15 protein-coding genes are annotated in these 16,607 nt (G+C 26.2%); 3 read left to right on the top strand and 12 right to left on the bottom strand.

Features of this window, described 5'->3' with window-relative positions; genetic code table 11:
- Positions 1-29: 29 nt before the first annotated feature.
- Positions 30-980: an L-lactate dehydrogenase gene (locus QIA22_RS00990; RefSeq protein WP_301611314.1), complete on the top strand. Its 951-nt coding sequence runs from the start codon at positions 30-32 to the stop codon at positions 978-980.
- A gap of 28 nt (positions 981-1,008) precedes the next feature.
- Here the strand turns inward: QIA22_RS00990 and QIA22_RS00985 are convergent, their stop codons facing one another.
- From QIA22_RS00985 to QIA22_RS00975, 3 genes are all read right to left on the bottom strand, one after another.
- Complete coding sequence (locus QIA22_RS00985) at positions 1,009-2,541, bottom strand: YifB family Mg chelatase-like AAA ATPase (RefSeq protein ID WP_301611313.1); 1,533 nt, start codon at positions 2,539-2,541, stop codon at positions 1,009-1,011.
- Positions 2,538-2,963, bottom strand: a complete 426-nt coding sequence (locus tag QIA22_RS00980) for an iron-sulfur cluster assembly scaffold protein (RefSeq protein ID WP_301611312.1) — start codon at positions 2,961-2,963, stop codon at positions 2,538-2,540. Before QIA22_RS00980 ends, QIA22_RS00985 begins: the two co-directional genes overlap by 4 nt.
- A 118-nt stretch (positions 2,964-3,081) precedes the next feature.
- Complete coding sequence (locus QIA22_RS00975) at positions 3,082-4,350, bottom strand: cysteine desulfurase (RefSeq protein WP_301611311.1); 1,269 nt, start codon at positions 4,348-4,350, stop codon at positions 3,082-3,084.
- A 182-nt stretch (positions 4,351-4,532) separates the two neighbouring features.
- Here QIA22_RS00975 and QIA22_RS00970 point away from each other — a divergent pair, with 182 nt between their 5' ends.
- Both QIA22_RS00970 and QIA22_RS00965 read left to right on the top strand, forming a co-directional pair.
- Complete coding sequence (locus QIA22_RS00970; protein WP_184107592.1) at positions 4,533-4,853, top strand: hypothetical protein; 321 nt, start codon at positions 4,533-4,535, stop codon at positions 4,851-4,853.
- A complete protein-coding gene (locus tag QIA22_RS00965) occupies positions 4,843-6,141 on the top strand; it encodes a hypothetical protein (RefSeq protein ID WP_301612187.1) in 1,299 nt (432 codons plus the stop codon). The genes QIA22_RS00970 and QIA22_RS00965 overlap by 11 nt, the downstream gene beginning before the upstream one ends.
- 10 nt (positions 6,142-6,151) lie before the next feature.
- Here QIA22_RS00965 and QIA22_RS00960 read toward each other — a convergent pair whose 3' ends face one another.
- From QIA22_RS00960 to QIA22_RS00920, 9 genes are all read right to left on the bottom strand, one after another.
- Positions 6,152-7,402, bottom strand: a complete 1,251-nt coding sequence (locus QIA22_RS00960; protein ID WP_301611310.1) for an ABC transporter permease — start codon at positions 7,400-7,402, stop codon at positions 6,152-6,154.
- Positions 7,399-8,079 (bottom strand): ABC transporter ATP-binding protein, encoded by a 681-nt coding sequence (locus QIA22_RS00955; RefSeq protein WP_301611309.1) that lies wholly within the window; start codon positions 8,077-8,079, stop codon positions 7,399-7,401. Before QIA22_RS00955 ends, QIA22_RS00960 begins: the two co-directional genes overlap by 4 nt.
- Positions 8,080-8,083: 4 nt before the next feature.
- Entirely contained in the window at positions 8,084-9,334 is a 1,251-nt protein-coding gene (locus QIA22_RS00950) for an ABC transporter permease (protein WP_301611308.1), read from the bottom strand.
- Complete coding sequence (locus QIA22_RS00945; RefSeq protein WP_301611307.1) at positions 9,335-10,363, bottom strand: hypothetical protein; 1,029 nt, start codon at positions 10,361-10,363, stop codon at positions 9,335-9,337. It abuts the gene before it with no gap.
- Entirely contained in the window at positions 10,360-11,205 is an 846-nt protein-coding gene (gene ftsY, locus QIA22_RS00940; RefSeq protein ID WP_301611306.1) for a signal recognition particle-docking protein FtsY, read from the bottom strand. Before ftsY ends, QIA22_RS00945 begins: the two co-directional genes overlap by 4 nt.
- Before the next feature lie 36 nt (positions 11,206-11,241).
- A complete protein-coding gene (locus QIA22_RS00935) occupies positions 11,242-12,651 on the bottom strand; it encodes a hypothetical protein (protein ID WP_301611305.1) in 1,410 nt (469 codons plus the stop codon).
- Positions 12,633-13,710 (bottom strand): peptide chain release factor 2 gene (prfB, locus tag QIA22_RS00930; protein ID WP_301611304.1). Its coding sequence is split into 2 segments (ribosomal slippage): positions 12,633-13,652 and positions 13,654-13,710, totalling 1,077 coding nucleotides; the frame shifts between segments, so codons are not numbered across the junction. Before prfB ends, QIA22_RS00935 begins: the two co-directional genes overlap by 19 nt.
- A 15-nt stretch (positions 13,711-13,725) precedes the next feature.
- Complete coding sequence (locus QIA22_RS00925) at positions 13,726-14,286, bottom strand: hypothetical protein (RefSeq protein ID WP_301611303.1); 561 nt, start codon at positions 14,284-14,286, stop codon at positions 13,726-13,728.
- A complete protein-coding gene (locus QIA22_RS00920; protein ID WP_301611302.1) occupies positions 14,283-16,601 on the bottom strand; it encodes an RnfABCDGE type electron transport complex subunit D in 2,319 nt (772 codons plus the stop codon). Before QIA22_RS00920 ends, QIA22_RS00925 begins: the two co-directional genes overlap by 4 nt.
- Positions 16,602-16,607 lie beyond the last annotated feature (6 nt).

Raw genomic sequence — 16,607 nt, 5'->3', positions numbered from 1 at the left:
ATGTAGTTTTAATTTATATGGAGTAATTTATGCTTAAGTCTAATAAAGTTGTTCTTATTGGAGCTGGTGGAGTGGGTTCAAGCTTTGCTTATGCTTTGACAATAGATAATTCACTTGTACATGAACTTGTGATTATTGATGTTAATGAAAATAAAGCAAAAGGTGAGGTCATGGACCTTAATCATGGCCAAATGTTTTTAAAGAAGAATATTAATGTATTGTTTGGAACTTACAAAGATTGTGCTAATGCAGATATTGTTGTAATTACAGCGGGGCTTAATCAAAAACCTGGTGAAACAAGACTTGATTTGGTTGATAAAAATTCTAAAATTTTTAAAGATATTGTAACTAATGTTGTATCTAGTGGTTTTGATGGTATTTTTGTAGTTGCAAGTAATCCTGTAGACATTATGACTTATGTTACAATGAAATATTCCAAATTTCCTATTCATAGGGTTATTGGTACTGGAACTATTCTTGATACTTCAAGACTTAGATATTTTTTAAGTGATCGTTTTAATGTAAATACTCAAAATATACATTCATATATTATGGGTGAGCATGGCGACAGTTCTTTTGCTACTTGGGATGAAACAAAAATAGCAATGAAACCTTTATCGGAATATCTTGCTGAGGGCAAAATAACCGAGCCTGAGCTTGATGAAATTCATAAAAAGGTTGTGAATGCTGCTTATGAGGTGATTAAGCTTAAGGGGGCAACCTATTATGCTATTGGACTTGGTATTAAGAATATTGTAAATGCAATAATTGGAGATCAGAATATTATTTTGCCAATATCTTCTTATATCGATGGTCAGTATGGGGGGTTAGTTAAAGATATTTATATTGGAGCACCTGCTATAGTTTGCAAAGAAGGGGTCAAAGAAGTTTTAAACTTTAAGATAAGCCCTAAAGAGCTTGAGAGGTTTAACAGTTCTGCTAATCAGCTTAAAAGCTATATTGATAAAATAGAATTTTAGTATAAGACCCCTAAAATATTTGGGGTTTTCATTTTTCAAGCATATTTTCTCCGTTTTTTCTGTGTTCAATTGCTTCAAGTAAGGCTTCTCTTGAAATATTTTTTTCTTCCTTTAAATCAGAGATTGTTCTTGCAATTTTTAGTATTGAATGTGTTGCTCTTGAAGATATATTGAGCTTGTTTAGAATGTAAATTAAATCATTTTTCAAGATTGCACTTAATTCGCAAAATTTTTCAATGTGATCGGAATTAAGATCAGAATTTTTATTTATGTTTGCAAAATTTTCGTATCTTATATTTTGGATGTTTCTTGCTTTTATTATTCTTTTTTTTATTTCGCTTGAACTTTCGCTTGTTTCGCTGAGTAATTTTTCATTATTAATTGCTCTTGTTGGAACTCTAATATCAATTCTATCAAGCATTGCAGCTCCAAGTTTTTTCCAATAATTTGAAATTTCTTGTTGTGAGCAAAAACAGTCTGTATTTTTTTTGCCAAGATTTCCACAAGGACAAAGATTCATTGCAAGTATTAGTTGGAAATTGGCAGGGTATTTGAATAATTTAGAACTTGCCCTTGAGATTGAAATTGATTTGTCTTCAATAGGTTCGCGCAAAGATTGTAAGATAGATTTTTTAAATTCCAAAGCTTCGTCTAGAAATAATATTCCGTTGTGGGCAAGAGACACTTCTCCAGGTAAAGGGTTAGGGCCCCCTCCGATTATTCCCTCTTTACTAGCAGTATGGTGAGGATTTCTAAAAGGTCTTTGTTTTATTATCTTTCTGTCTATTAATTTCCCCGATATTGACCATATTCTATTTGTTTCTATAAGCTCTTTGTTTGTAAGTGGAGGAAGAATAGATTGGGCGCATTTAATGCTAAGTGTTTTCCCGCTTCCAGGTGGACCAAATAACATGATGTTATGTCCACCGGCAATTGCTATTTCAATTGCTCTTTTTGCTCTTTGTTGTCCTTTTATATTCTTAAAGTCATAATCTAAAATAGAATCTTCTTCAATTGTTGATTGTTTGGTATTTGTTCTTGGAGGAAGTATATTGCCGTTTAATTCTTCTATGATTTTTATAGTTTCTTTTAAATCTTTAACACCCCAAATATTCAGGCCATCTATTAGGCGGGCTTCTTCTAAATTTTCAAAAGGAACTATTGCAAATTTTATTTCCTTCTCTTTTGCAAGAGCAATTGCTGGTAAAACCGCTTTTATTGATCTTATTTTGCCATCTAATTGTAATTCTCCCAATATTAAGATTTCTAAATTTTTATTATCTTTGCTTTCTTGGATTTTAATAATGCTAATAGCAATCGAAAGGTCAAAAGCTGTTCCAAGCTTTTTAATTCCGGCTGGTGCAAGATTTATTAATATTCTATCTTTAGGGAAATTAAAATTTGAATTTTTGATAGCTGATTTTACTCTTTCTCTTGATTCTTTAATTTCACTCCCAGCAAGTCCTACAATATCAATTCCAGAAATTCCTTTTTTTATGTCTATTTCAATCTCAATTAGCTCTCCTTCATATCCGATTGATGAGTGTGAATAGATTTTCATCTAATAGCTCTCCTTAAAGGCTTGTAGTTTTCTAAACTATCTTTTAATGATTTGTATGGCAGTAAAAAACAGTCTTTTCTATTTGTATTTGTAAATACGTCAAAAATTCTTAAACTTGTGTCAATTTCGTCTAGATTTTCAAAATCATTGTTTATCACTTTTTGCACGAAATTTAGGATTTCGAGTTTTGGTTTGTTATTGCATAATTTATTTAAAGCGTTGGCGCTTGCAAGTAAAACTATGCATCCAGATGCATGATGTTTTAAATTAAATTGTCCATTATTTGTTTCTATTATTTGGAATAAAATTTGATCTCCACATTTAGATTGATGCTTGAAATTCTGGTTTGTTTCTACTTTTATTACGTAATTATTTACTTTACTAAGCCTTATTAATTCTTTTTTAGTTTTTTCAGTGAGCATAATTTAATTTTATTTTCTTTGATTTATTAAATCAATAATAAAAGATGATCCTAAAATTAAAGTTAATCAAAAATCAAATTTTTGATTAACTTTGTTAAGATCTTTATTTTATAAATTTTTATGAAAGCTCTTTTATTACCTTTTTTAATCCCAATATGAAATTATCAATTTCTTCTTGGGTATTATAAAAATAAAAGCTAATTCTTAAAAGATGGTTTTTATTTAAATTTTCTGGGAAAAATGCTACATATGAACAAGTTTTTCCAGCTCTGGTTGCTATTCCCATTGTATCTAGATAGGTTTCAATATCGTGTGAGTGAATATTTTTTACTGTAAATGATATTATTGAATTTCTTTTAAGATTTGTATTTAATATAAATTCAACTTCATCAAGTTCTTGTAATTTTTTTACCCCATATTCGATTAACTGCTGATCATGCTCTAAAATAAAATCCATAGAAATATTATTGATATATTTTATTGCCTCTTCAAGTCCGACAATTCCTGCAATATTTGGGGTTCCTGATTCAAATTTATTAGGAGCATTAGATGATTTGAATTTAATTTTTTCATTTTCTATAAATATTTCTTCTACAGTATTTCCCCCCAATTTTGAGCTATGAAGTTTTTCAGCCATATTATTTGAAATGTATAAAATTCCTATTCCTGTTGGAGCAAGCATTTTATGTCCAGAAAATACCAAAAAATCACAGCCAATTTTTTTAACATCTATTTTTATATGGGGTGCCATTTGTGCAGCATCTACAAAAAGACATATATTGTATTTTTTTGCGATTTTTCCAATAGATTCCAAATCATTAATGGTTCCTAAGGTATTATTTATTCCTGAAATACTAATTAGCTTTGTTTTTTCTGTAATAAGTTTTTCAATTTCTTCAGGGGTAATAATGCCCATTTCATTGAACTTGGCTAATTTAATTGTTAAATTAGCCAAGTTTGCAAGATTTACCCAAGGAAGCAAATTACTGTTATGTTCAAGAGTTGTAAGAATAATTTCATCTTTTTTTTTAAAGTATTTTGAGTAAAAAAATGAGCTTGCAATAGTATTGATTCCGTCAGTAGTTCCAGAGGTGAATATTATATTTTTTGCAGATTCTGCATTAATGAAATTTTTTACAAGTTCTCTTGTTTTTTCTATCTTTATGCTCGATTGAATTGCAAATTTGTGCCCGCTTCTGTGCACATTTGCGTTGTAATTTTCATAATATTCAACGTTAGAATAAATTACGTTTTTGGGCTTTTGAGAAGTTGCTGCATTGTCAAAATAAATTATATGCTTATTGTCAAACTTTTTATTTAAAATAGGAAAATCTTTTCTTAAAAATTTAACCTTTTCGACATTGCTTTTTATTTGTTTGAAATCCATAATCCTTATAAGTTCCTTTGTATTAATTTTTAGCCTTTAATTATTATATCATTATTTTTTGCTTCACAAAAAAAGTTTAAAATGATTATTAATTAATAATCATTTTTTTTAAATTGAAATTTATTCTTTTGTATAAATTTTGTTTATTGGTTATGTTTTTTGATTATGATATACTCGTTTATATGAAAGAAGTAATTTATAGGTTTGAAAAAGCTGAAGATTATAAATTAGTTCCTGTTAATAATATTTATGGGAATGTAACTAATACAGGAGAGATTTTTTGTGATCTTGTTTTTGAGTCCACAGAGATTTCTGAAGAGATTGCTTACACAAAAACCAAAGAAGGTGTTTTAGAAGAGGCTTCAAAAGAGCTTAAAAGTGGAGAAGAGGGAAAAATAGTATTAATCAATTCTTTTATAGGAATTTCTATTACAAAAACTACTGCTAGAAATATTGCTTATTGGCTTTTGAAAAAAGTTGATGAATTAGAAGATAATGAATAGTAAAACATCCGAAGATAGAATTAAGATTTATTTGTCAAAACTTAGGAAGTATAAAAACAAAATTTTAAGCACAAAGAGCATTAAAAATATTATTGAAGTATCAGATATTTCTGATAATGATATTGAAAATATAGGACTCCTTTTTAGAAGATCTTATGGGAGAGCCAAAAGATTTGTTGATATGGGTAAGATAGATATTGCTTTTAGAGAGCTTGAATCTATCTATTTTTATTCTCTTCACGACAAATCAATGTTTAGTTTATTTTTTTTTCTTTTTAAAGAAATTGCTGATAAGGTAAATACTAAAGAATCTAAAAAAAAAATGATCCATTTAGCTTTACAAGCAAAAGAATTTGGAATAAGAGGCGATTTAGATTTAATCGACTATTATGAATTTAAGAAATCTAAGAACAGAATGTTAATATTAGCTATAAGTTCTATTTTAATATTTTGTATTTCTTTGATTACTTACAGATCTTTTCAGAGTTTTATGGGTATAAATGGGAATGGTAAAATGGCTTTAAAAGAAAAATTTGCTCCTTCTTTCACATCGCAAGGTCTTCCCCCTATTACTATGGCTACGGATTTAGTAGTTGAAGCTGTTAATCTTATTTCAAGCCCTAAAGAATTCTATTACATAGAAATAGAGGATGCTAAAGTTTTGGTGTTTGAAGATGCACATTTGTATCAGCTTAAAGCGGGGGTTGTCTCAACAACGCATCCTGTTAAAAAGATTTCCTACAGAGTTACAGTTTACGATGATCTTGGTAAATCTGTGTTTAATCAGGTTTTTTCTAAAGAAAGTGATTTTTCTGCAAAATGGGGCAAAGATGTTTATATTCCAATTGATGTTATATCAAGTATACCAAGAGCTATCGATGTTAATCCTAAAAAAATAGTATTAGATATTATTGACATTGATTTTTTTGAAAATGTTGATGATAAAATTGGCGTAAATCTTGATTCAGATTCTTTTGTATTAAAATTTAAATATATTGGAAATTATTTTCAAAAGTCTTTTGGGATTTGTAAGGCAAATACTGTGATAGAAGTTTTCAATTCTTCAAAAGATGTTATTAAAAATTTGGAAATTGAAATTGGTTATATTGATAAGGAAGGTAGGATTATTAGGTCTTTGCGACGCAAATTAATCTCTTCTGCCAATTCTTTTTTAAAATCTAAATCCAAGCAGAGTTTCACAATTAGTACGATTTTCCCAAATGAGATTTATCCCACAATTGAAAAGGATTTTTCTTCTATTAAAATTTATAATGTGATGATTAAATAGAGCTTTAAAACTATCTTAAGATTTCTTTTTCTTTTAAATTTGAGACAATGTTAAGCGGAATTAGTGTAGTCAAAATGTTTATTAACATATAAAGGCCAAGAAGTGTTAAGCTAAAGCTTAGGCTTAAATGTATTTGAAATTCAGATACGTAATATTCTGAGTTTAGTATTTCAGAATTTTCTTCTCCAAATATTTTTAAAAAAAAATTTAAAACATTATCAACAAAGTTTATTAAATAAGATATTTTAAGTGTTAAATAATTTCCAATTATTATTCCAATTCCACAAAAGGTGGTGCTTAATGTTAGCGATATCAAAAGAAATATTATTTTTATGTTTAAATTATTCATTCCAATTGATTTTAGTATTGCAATTTTCTTTTTATTTTCAAAAATAAGCATTGAAAGGGATGAAGATATATTGATGCTTGCAAATATTATAATCAAAGCCATAATGAATATTAAAAGTTTTTTACTTATATCTAGATTATTGTATTTATTTGAGTAAAGTTCATAGAATGTTTTTATTTGGAATTCTTGAAATTCGGTTTCTAAATTCTGTTTTAAGATTTCATTGTTTTTTATGGAATTGGAATGTGTTTTAAGTCCAAGTATGCTTTTTGAAAATTTTTTTGACATTAAATTTTCGTTTTCAAAAGAAATCAACACCAAATTATTATCGATATCTTTTAATCCGGTTTCAATTATTCCTGAGATATTAAATTTTTTTATTCTGGGCATTATTTTGTTGTTTTTTGTGTTTGGAATCAAAATATCAATCTTTTCATTAAGATTTAAATTAAGTTTATTTTTTATTTGATTTGAAATGAGTATAGAATCCTTTTTTAAATTTTTAGTACCTTTTATTAATTTTATTGATTTGTTTTCCAATATGAATTTATTTTCTATTGCTCTTATTAATACACCTTGTTTTTTATTGTTTCCAATAATTCCATAAGTTCTTTTTTCAAAAAAATAATTCAAATCCTTGTAATTATATTTTTTTTTAAGAGAGCTTAATCTTTCTTTTAGATAATAAGTTCTATTTGTATCGTTGTATTCTATTTGCATTGAAAATCCTTCACTTTCAATATATTTATTAATAGTAGAAGTCATGATGTTGCTAGACATATAGTAGACGATAATTAATGGAATCATTACTAAACTTAATGATATTCCAGAACCTATTAAAGCTATTTTATTTGTTGAATTTTTAAAAATTAAATACGCAATTTTTATAATTTCTGGTAGCTTTAGTATCATAATTTTTTTAATGTCCTGTCTTTGAATTCGTATTTTGAATCTGCTTTGTTTGCAAATTGCGGGTTGTGACTAACTAGTATTAGTGTTTTTTTAAAATTTTTTGCTGTATTGATAAGTAGATTTTCTACAGTTTTAGCTGTGTTTAAGTCTAAATTTCCCGTAGGTTCATCGCACAATATTATATTCGGTTCATTGATTAGCGCTCTAGCAATAGCAACTCTTTGTGATTCGCCTCCTGAGAGCTCTGAAGGATAATGATTTGCCCTGTTTTCTATTTTTAATATTTTCATGAGATCGAAAGCTTTTTTATTTATTGTTTCTTTTGTTTCTTGGCCTGAGATAATTTGGGGTAAGATTATATTTTCAATTACACTAAATTCATTTATTAAATTATAATTTTGGAATACCAAACCTATTTGTCTGTTTTTGTACAAACTTAGTGTTTTTTCATTTGCATTTTTTAAAGATATTCCACACGATATTATTTCTCCAGAATCTATTTTGTCAATTCCTGAAATCATGTTAAAAAGAGTTGATTTTCCACAGCCACTTTTCCCTTGAATTGAAATAAATTCACCTTTTTTTACGGTTAAGTTTAAATTTTCTATTACTTGAATTTTTGTTTTATTTTTTTTATATGCTTTGCAAAGATTTTTTATAATTAATATATTGTCCATTTTACTACCCATTAATAGTTTCAATGTTTTTTTGACTTCCAATTTTTTTTGTTGCCTTCAAGCTTGAATACATTGTAGAAAAGCATGCAAAGCAGAAAGTAAATGCCAAATCGCTTAAAAATAATTTAGGAGTAATTATATTTTTTACTATTTGTATTTTAATGCCATCTATTTTTAAAGCCAAGATTTGATTTAAAAAATTTATTAAAGTGTTTACCAGATTGTCAATTATTTTTAAAATTTCATTTATATTTAAGGAAATGCAAATCCCAAACACTAAGCCAAGAAATCCCCCTACAGTGCAGATTATTATTGAGTGAATAAAAAAAATTTGCTTTATTTTTTTTATTCTAAGTCCCATGGCTAATAGTATTAAAATAGCTTTATTTTTGTTTATTATTATTCTTTTTTGAAGATAATATGCATTAACGGCAATAATAATGAAAATGCTTGCTAAAATAATTAGCATTGTATTTCGTTCTATTTTCAATATTTTATAGAATTCTTTATTGTATTCATTCCAGGTTTTTGCTTTAATTTTTGGATTAATAGCCCTGATCTTTTCAATTAATTTGTTGCTTGGATTTAAATTTTTTGTTTTTACTTGGTAATTAATGCTAGAATTATGTAAAATTTTATTTTTAATGAAATAGTCTATATTCATAAAAATTAAAGTTTCATTTATTTTTGCATAATTACTTTTAAAAATCGATTTTATTTTAAAGCTTTTTATATCATTTTCTAGTGATATAAGTGTTTTTATTTCATCGGTTATTATTAATTCTAGCAAGTCATTTTCGAATAAGTTGAAATTATGGGAAAGTACATTTCCAATGATGATTTCATTGTCTTTAAGATCTAAGTCATCTTTTTTAAGCCCTGTAAATGAAATAAAATTTTGGTCTTGTTTGAGATCTTTAATATCAACGGCAATGATATTTAAAATAGTTGGATAATAATAATTTTGAATTCCAATGCCTTGTGTTTCGTATATTTTATTTATATGTTTTATTCCTCCAATCTTTTTAATTTCTTTGATTTCTTCTTGAGTAAGCTCATTCTCTATTTTTAAGTTTCCACTTTCTACATTTGTAATGCTGAGAAAAAAATCGTTTTGAAAACCATTCATGATTGATATCGTTAGGATAATTATTATTTCACCTAAGGCAATGCTTAATATTACTACAATTGTAAGGGCTAGGCTGTTTTTTTCTTCTAGTATTAATTTTTTAAGCAAAAAATTTCTTATACCCATTTAATTTGTTCCTACTGGTTTTTCTTCGGTAACTTTGCCGTTCTTATGTTTTACCCTAAGAGCAGGTTTTTTATTGTAGTATATTTCTTCTTCATATTCATTATCATTGTGGTATTCGGTTTTTAGATAAATTATATCGTTCTCATAAATTTTTTTGCTTTTTAATTGATTGTCTTTGTTATATTCGTATTCAATTTTAGTATTGGTGTATTGGTCTTTGTCCTTTTCTTTAGTGTTTTGAAAAATTATCATATCAGATTCGTTGTATTGAAAATCATTTATTTTTATAAGCTCGTTATTTTTATATGTTTCTTCTTTAATCAGATTGTTTGCCTTGTAGGTAGATATGATTTTTGTATTCTCTTCTTCAAAGGTATTTACCATTTCTCCTTCATCTAGATATTGGTTTTTTTCTTTGGATTTTATTTTATTATTAACAATTATTGTACTGTTTGAATTTCTTTTTTTGTCATCATATTTTATCACTTTTGTTGTTGCTTTTTTAATGTCAAAGTATGTAGATTTTATGTCCCCATTAATTCCATAGTTCCAAATTTGAAAATTTGATCCCGTTATTTTTAGTAATTTGCCATTTTCATCTTTAGAATAATATATTAATTTTGGGTTTTGGTGTATTGTTTTTAAATTTTTAGATATTAAGTTTCCGTTTTCATAAAAGTAATTTGCTGTTTCAAGAATTTTTCCTTTGTTGTCATATTCAATTTCTTGTATTTTGTTATTTAAATTGTCGTAAACCTCTTCTTTTTTTTTTGTATCTTTTGTATCATAGTATGCAATTTTTTTTGTAGTTTCTGTGATTTGAATTGTTTTGTATTTTATTAAGTTATTTTCTTTGTATAAGTAGAGCTTCTCAGTATCATCAATAGAATAATACTCAATGTAAAACCCTGTTTTTGGTTTTTCGTTTAATTTTTGGTATTTATTGAAAAACGCATCAGATGCAAAATAGCTTTTTGCATAAATAATTTGTGGTATAAATAGAAGAAGCATTAATTGGTTTTTTTTCATAGCAATTTATTAAGATATTCATTGATATCAAATTCTTTAATATCTTTTAGTTTTTCTCCAAATGTAGCAAAGTATATGGGTTTCCCAAGAATTTTGGAAATATTTATTATTGTGCCTGCTCTTGAAGATGAATCAAGTTTCGTGATTATTATTCCGTCTATTTCTATTGCTTTATTAAAAATTTCTGCTTGGCTATTTGCATTTTTCCCTATAGTAGAATCTATTACAAGTATTTTTTGGTAATTGATGTTAGTGTTTTTTATTTGCTTTAATATTACATTGTTTATTTTTTGAAGCTCTTTTATTAAATTTTCTTTATTTTGCAATCTTCCAGCTGTGTCAATAATTAACGCATCGTAATTTTTAAGCTTGGCGCTTGAGATGCTGTCGAATATTACAGCTGATGGATCGCTTCCTTGGTTTTGAGATATCACTCTGATCCCGATTTGTTCTCCATAAATTTTTATTTGTTCAATTGCAGCTGCTCTGAATGTATCGGCGGCTGATATTAAAATATTTTTGCCTTCATTTTTTAATTTATTTGCAAGCTTTGCTATGCTTGATGTTTTTCCAATTCCATTTATACCGACTATTAACAAAATGTTTAGTTTGTTATTTTCTAGAGTAAATTTTTTTGTATTAATATAATTACTCAAAAGTTCTTTTAGTTTTTCAATAATGATTTTTTCAGTTTTATTTTTTTCTTTTGTTAATTTATTTATTATTTCTATTACAATTTCATTATTAATGTCTGACTCTAATAAAATGTCTTCTAAATTTTCAATAACATTTTCTTGTTGTTTGTTTTTAAATAAATTTTTTATTTTTTCTAAAATGCCCAAAAGTTTGTTCTCCTATTTTATTGCAGATTATTAAGTCTATTCTCCCATATTTGCTTCTTTAATATATTCTACTAAATGAGTTATTAATGAGATAAAGCTTCCAATAGTTAAAGTGATGCCTGCTCCAAATAGAAATGTTGCAGTCATTTGTTCTGCTTTTGCCATATAAACATCTTCTGCTGTTAATCTTTTGTTAATAAAGTGATTGCCTGTTATTGTGTAAAGTTTCTCTGAATTGTTAAGTAATGTTCCTGCGAAAATGGCTCCTATTGTGCTTAGTGTAAAAACAGCTAGATTAACATAAAATTTATCTCTTGTGTCGATAAGTCTATTTTTGTTAGTTTTTATCATTTCTATTTCTACTTTATCTTCTTCTTTATTTATTAACTTGAATTTATCTTTATACCCTTTAGATTTAAGCAAAATGATATCTTGATTTTCTGGTTTTTCAATTTCAATTGGAGTTTCACCCATAAATATGCCTTTTTTAAAAACTTTAGATTGTACATTGCTCGTAATTGATACTTTTTTAGAGATTGTTCTTTTTAAGTCAATATTTAATATTATTGAATCTGCATTTTTTACCATTCTTTTAATAGAGTAGTTTTCGAAATTTGTACTTGTGATTTGTATTTCAATTTCTTTGTTTGGGAGTTTAGAAATGTCAAAAATATTATCGTAATAGATTCCTTTTGAAACAAATTTTTCATTTATATAGATTTTTGCATCTGGGTTATTTTTTACGTTAATGTTGATTTTTAAAAATTCTCTACCCAATATTTCTTTAAAGCTATGTTTTGTTATTTGATCTGCAATATCATTAACAGAAGATGATGTTTTAAATACCGCTTTTTTAGTATCAATTTTCTCAGGAGTGATGTTGCTAATTTCTAGTAAATAATAATTTTCTATTTTTTTCAGATCAATATAGTTAATAAAAAATAATTTTTCTCTTATAAAAAATTCTTTATTTAAATTTGATATGTTTATTTGTTCTTCGATTTTTTTATGTTTTACTTTTAGTTTGTTTAAATTGTTAAAATATTCTTCAAAATTTTTTTGTTTACTATTAATATTATGAATATCTTTTTTAAGATCATCAATTTTGGTTTTGGTGTTATGCTTTTCTTTTGCGGTTATTATGTTTTGAAGTTTTTTTTTATCCATTTCTTTTTTTAATTTGCTAATTTCAAGTTCTGTTTTTATTATATCTTGGTTTATGTAAATATCTTTAATGATGTTCTTGTCATCATTGTTTACTATATGCTCTGTTATTTTATCATAAATTTTGTCCAATTGTTTTTCAATTCCTTTTTTAAGATCAATATTTTCTTTTTTTGTATTAATGATATAGGAAAAGTTGTATTCAATATTGCTTTGGGAATGTATTTTACATATTGCAAAGACTAGCAATGGTATTACTAGTTCTAGTTTAAGCTTTTCCATTTTAGATACTCTTCTATGAAATTGTCTATATTGCCGTCCATAACTGAAGTGGTGTTTGAATTTTCAAATTTTGTTCTGTGATCTTTTACCAAATTGTAAGGTTGAAATACGTAAGATCTTATTTGATTGCCCCAAGAAATTTCTTTTTTTGTGTCTTGCTTGGATTTATTTTTTTCATCTTCTTTTCTCTTATAGTATTCGTAAAGTTTTGATTTTAAAACTTTCATTGCCAAGTCTTTGTTTTTGTGTTGGCTCCTATCGCTTTGAGATTGAGTTACTATTCCTGTTTCAATGTGAGTTATTCTTACAGCAGAAGATGTTTTGTTGACGTGTTGTCCTCCGGCTCCTGATGCTCTGTATGTATCGATTCTTATGTCTTCTGGTTTGATTATTATTTCTATTTTGTCATCAATAACAGGGTCGACAAATACGGATGCAAAAGAGGTGTGTCTTTTTTTAGCAGCATCAAAAGGAGAAATTCTTATAAGACGATGTATTCCGACTTCACTTTTTAATAGCCCATAAGCATACTCTCCTTTGATTTCTATTGTAACAGATTTAATTCCACCTTCTGCTTCAAGTAAATCAATAAGTTCTGTTTTGTATTTTTTTCTCTCAGCGTATCTTGAATACATTCTGTAAAGCATTGCAACCCAGTCACATGCTTCAGTGCCCCCAGCTCCAGAATGAATAGTTAAAAAAGCGTTGTTTGCGTCAAGCTCTTCCTTAAAGTAAGAAATTGTGAGTAAATCTTTGTATTGTTTTTCAAGTGCATTAAATTCGATTTCCAGGCTGTTAGTATCTTTTTCATTTTCAACAATTTCACACAAATCGCTTAAGTCTTTTATTTTATTTATCAGCTCTTCCCACGGATCAATTTTGTTTTTCAAAATACTTTGAGCCTTAATTACCTCTTGAGCTCTTTTAGGATCATTCCAAAAATTTTTTTGGTTTATTTCTTTTTCATATTTTTCTATTTTAGCCTGAATTTCATTTTTGTCAAAGCTTCCTCCAAATGTCTTTAGCCTGTTTAAACAATGTATTTATTTTTTCTTTCATTTTTATTTCTCGCTATTATTGATTGTATATTAATATAATTATATTTGGAATTAAAGATAAAATAAACATTATAAAAAAATATATTGGTTCGTTTTCTAATATATTGATTTTAGGATTTTTATCAAAGTTTTTTTTTACCGACGTTATTGATATTAAAGCGATTAGTATGCCAAGTGCAGATAGGATAAGTATTTCTAATCCTTCAAAAAATCCGTTATTCTTATCAAGTGCAAAGAATGTTATTGCAATTAAGCTGCTATTTGAAAGCATGAAATCGTTTGAGTAATTTGATTTTTTGTTATAAACAATAAATATATCATTTAATGCCTTAAATGATAATATCAACACGTAAATTAAAATTACATAAAAAATTGGCATTAAGAACAGTAAATTATTCTTTATAAACAGTTTATAGAGATAAAACGATATTGAATATATTAATAAAGAAGTAATTGTTATTATGACGTATCTTTTTATTAGGGCTACATTGTTTTTTATTTTTATATCTTCAAATCCAACAAAGTGTATTAAAGTTAAGTTGTTAATAATCAAGCATGCAATTAAATTATTGGTCATAATTTTATTATATCCTTTTCATTCTCAAGAGGATTTTTGAGTGTTTTTTCTTTATTTGTTTTCAAAATATGCATTATTTTTTTAATTTTTAAGGTTAAACTATACTTTTTTATTAAGTTTGAGCTTATTTGTAAGATAAAAATAGATATTATGATTGACAAGGTTTCAAAAGGAATATAACTTAATGTAAAAAAATATATAAATGCCAATATTGATCCGTAGAGTATTTGCTCAAATTTAAAGTGTGGTGTTATTTGCAATTCTGTTGCCATTGTAAATATTAACAGCATTGGGATTGGAGAAATAAGCAGTGTTAGCATATCGGAGCTGATGTGACTTAGCATTCCTATATTATGTGCTGTGTATGAGATTGCCATCAGACTTATATAAAATGATAATGGTATTAATTTGTTTATTATATATTTGCCAACTATTAATAAAAGTCCAAAATAAAGCAAGATAGGAGATATTTTTTTTTCATTGTTAACTCCCAAAAGACTTTCAATATGAAATCTTGTGACAATTATATTAAAAACAGAAAAAATGTTTTGATTTACAAAGTTTTCAATTGCATCTATTTTTTTGTTTTCATATCTTGTTAAGGTATTTAAACTTTTTAAATTTTTTGTGTTTGGATTTTTTTCAATTATTTCATTCCAGGTTGGAATTATTGAATTTGAGTTTTTAATTTCCTCTTGATAGGTTTGCTTAAAACTTACTGGAAAATTTAATACAAAAAACATAAAAGAAATTAATATAGGGTTTGCTAAAAATGTTGATAGTCTGAAAAAGTAAAAGAATACTAAAAAAGTAAATAATAAGGAGGTTATTTTTAGTGTAATTTCCAAATCCAAAGGTAATATAATGCTCATCATTAAGGCGGCATAAACAAAAAAAGATAAGCATTTATAATTAATTTTTAGCATTATAGGTACATAGACTGCTACACTAATAAATATTAACAGTAAAGTGTCTGTCATGAATTTTGTGTTATTTAGGAAAGAAAATATCAGGCTAGGTGATAGTGATAGTATAATAGCAAAGTATATGTCTTTTAAATTGTTTTCAGTGTATACTACCTCATTTATTAGACTTTCATTTAGAATTTTGCCTTTAATTTCTTTTTGAACCTTATGTATTTCTTCTTCTACTTCTTTTTCTGTGTAATTAAATATTTTTAATTTGCTGTTATTATTCATTTTTTCATTCTTTAAGAATGAAAAAATAATATTTTCCATTTGCAATGGCGAAAAACTGGACATAAAAAATGCTTTAATTTTGTCATATATTGACTTTTTCTTTAATATGGTGAGGCTATAAATATCTCTTGTTATCGGTATGTTTAATGTATTGATTCTTATTTTATTTGCTGGGTTGTTTAAAAAAATTTCATATTTTTTTGTATCAATTTTTTCATTTATTATTTGACTGAAAGAAGTCCCAATTTTTACTTTCAGTATTCTGCTTTTTATTTTTTTATTTCCATTTATAGCTACAAATTTTTCTTTATAAGGGTTGTTATTTTTTATGACAAGGTTTGCATTGTATAGATCTTCAATATTTGCTAATAAAATATTATTGTGGGGGTTTATATCATCTTTTGTATTTTTATTGTTGTATAAAAAGTGCATTATCATTTTGTGATTTGTATAAGGATATGCATTTTCTAAAGATTTGATTTTTATTTTTCTGTTTTTAAAAATACTCAATTTTTCGAATTCTTTTTTAAGTTTGTCTTTATTTGATATTATTATTATTTCTTTGAATTTAAATATTTTGTCGATTATTTGGAATCCTGAAAAAATTTCTTCTAATTTTTCTGCCATCAGTGCTTCTGAAATATTTGTAAATATATCTTTCCCATTTGTTAATAAAATCATTTTGTCTATTTTTTTACATTTGTTTATGAATTGAAATAAAGAATTTTCGTTAAACCAAGGAATTCCCAGTTGAATTAATTTTTCCAGGGTTTTTTCTCTTGAGGTCCCTTCTTCAATTGGTGTTTTTTCAGTTTTTATTTTTCCTTGAAATTTGATTAATGCTGATTTTAATTTTTTTCCATCTGGAAAGTTGGCTGTGTATATTTTCTCTACTATTCCAGATATTGGAGAGTATGTGTATAGCTCTATGTTTGAGTTTTTAGATAAAATTTGATTTTCTTCTATTTTTTGTTTTTCAATTATGTATATTATGGATTTTGAATTTTCTGTTTCAAGGGGTATTAGGGCATATTCAGGTATTTGAATCTCGTTAATGTTTATCTCGTATTTATTGTATTTTTTAAAAATTGTTTTTACTTTTTCTAAGTCTAGCATTAGCTA

The organism is Borreliella kurtenbachii, from assembly GCF_030437945.2.
Taxonomy (GTDB): Bacteria; Spirochaetota; Spirochaetia; order Borreliales; family Borreliaceae; genus Borreliella; species Borreliella carolinensis.
This window is presented reverse-complemented; position numbering and strand designations above follow the sequence as displayed.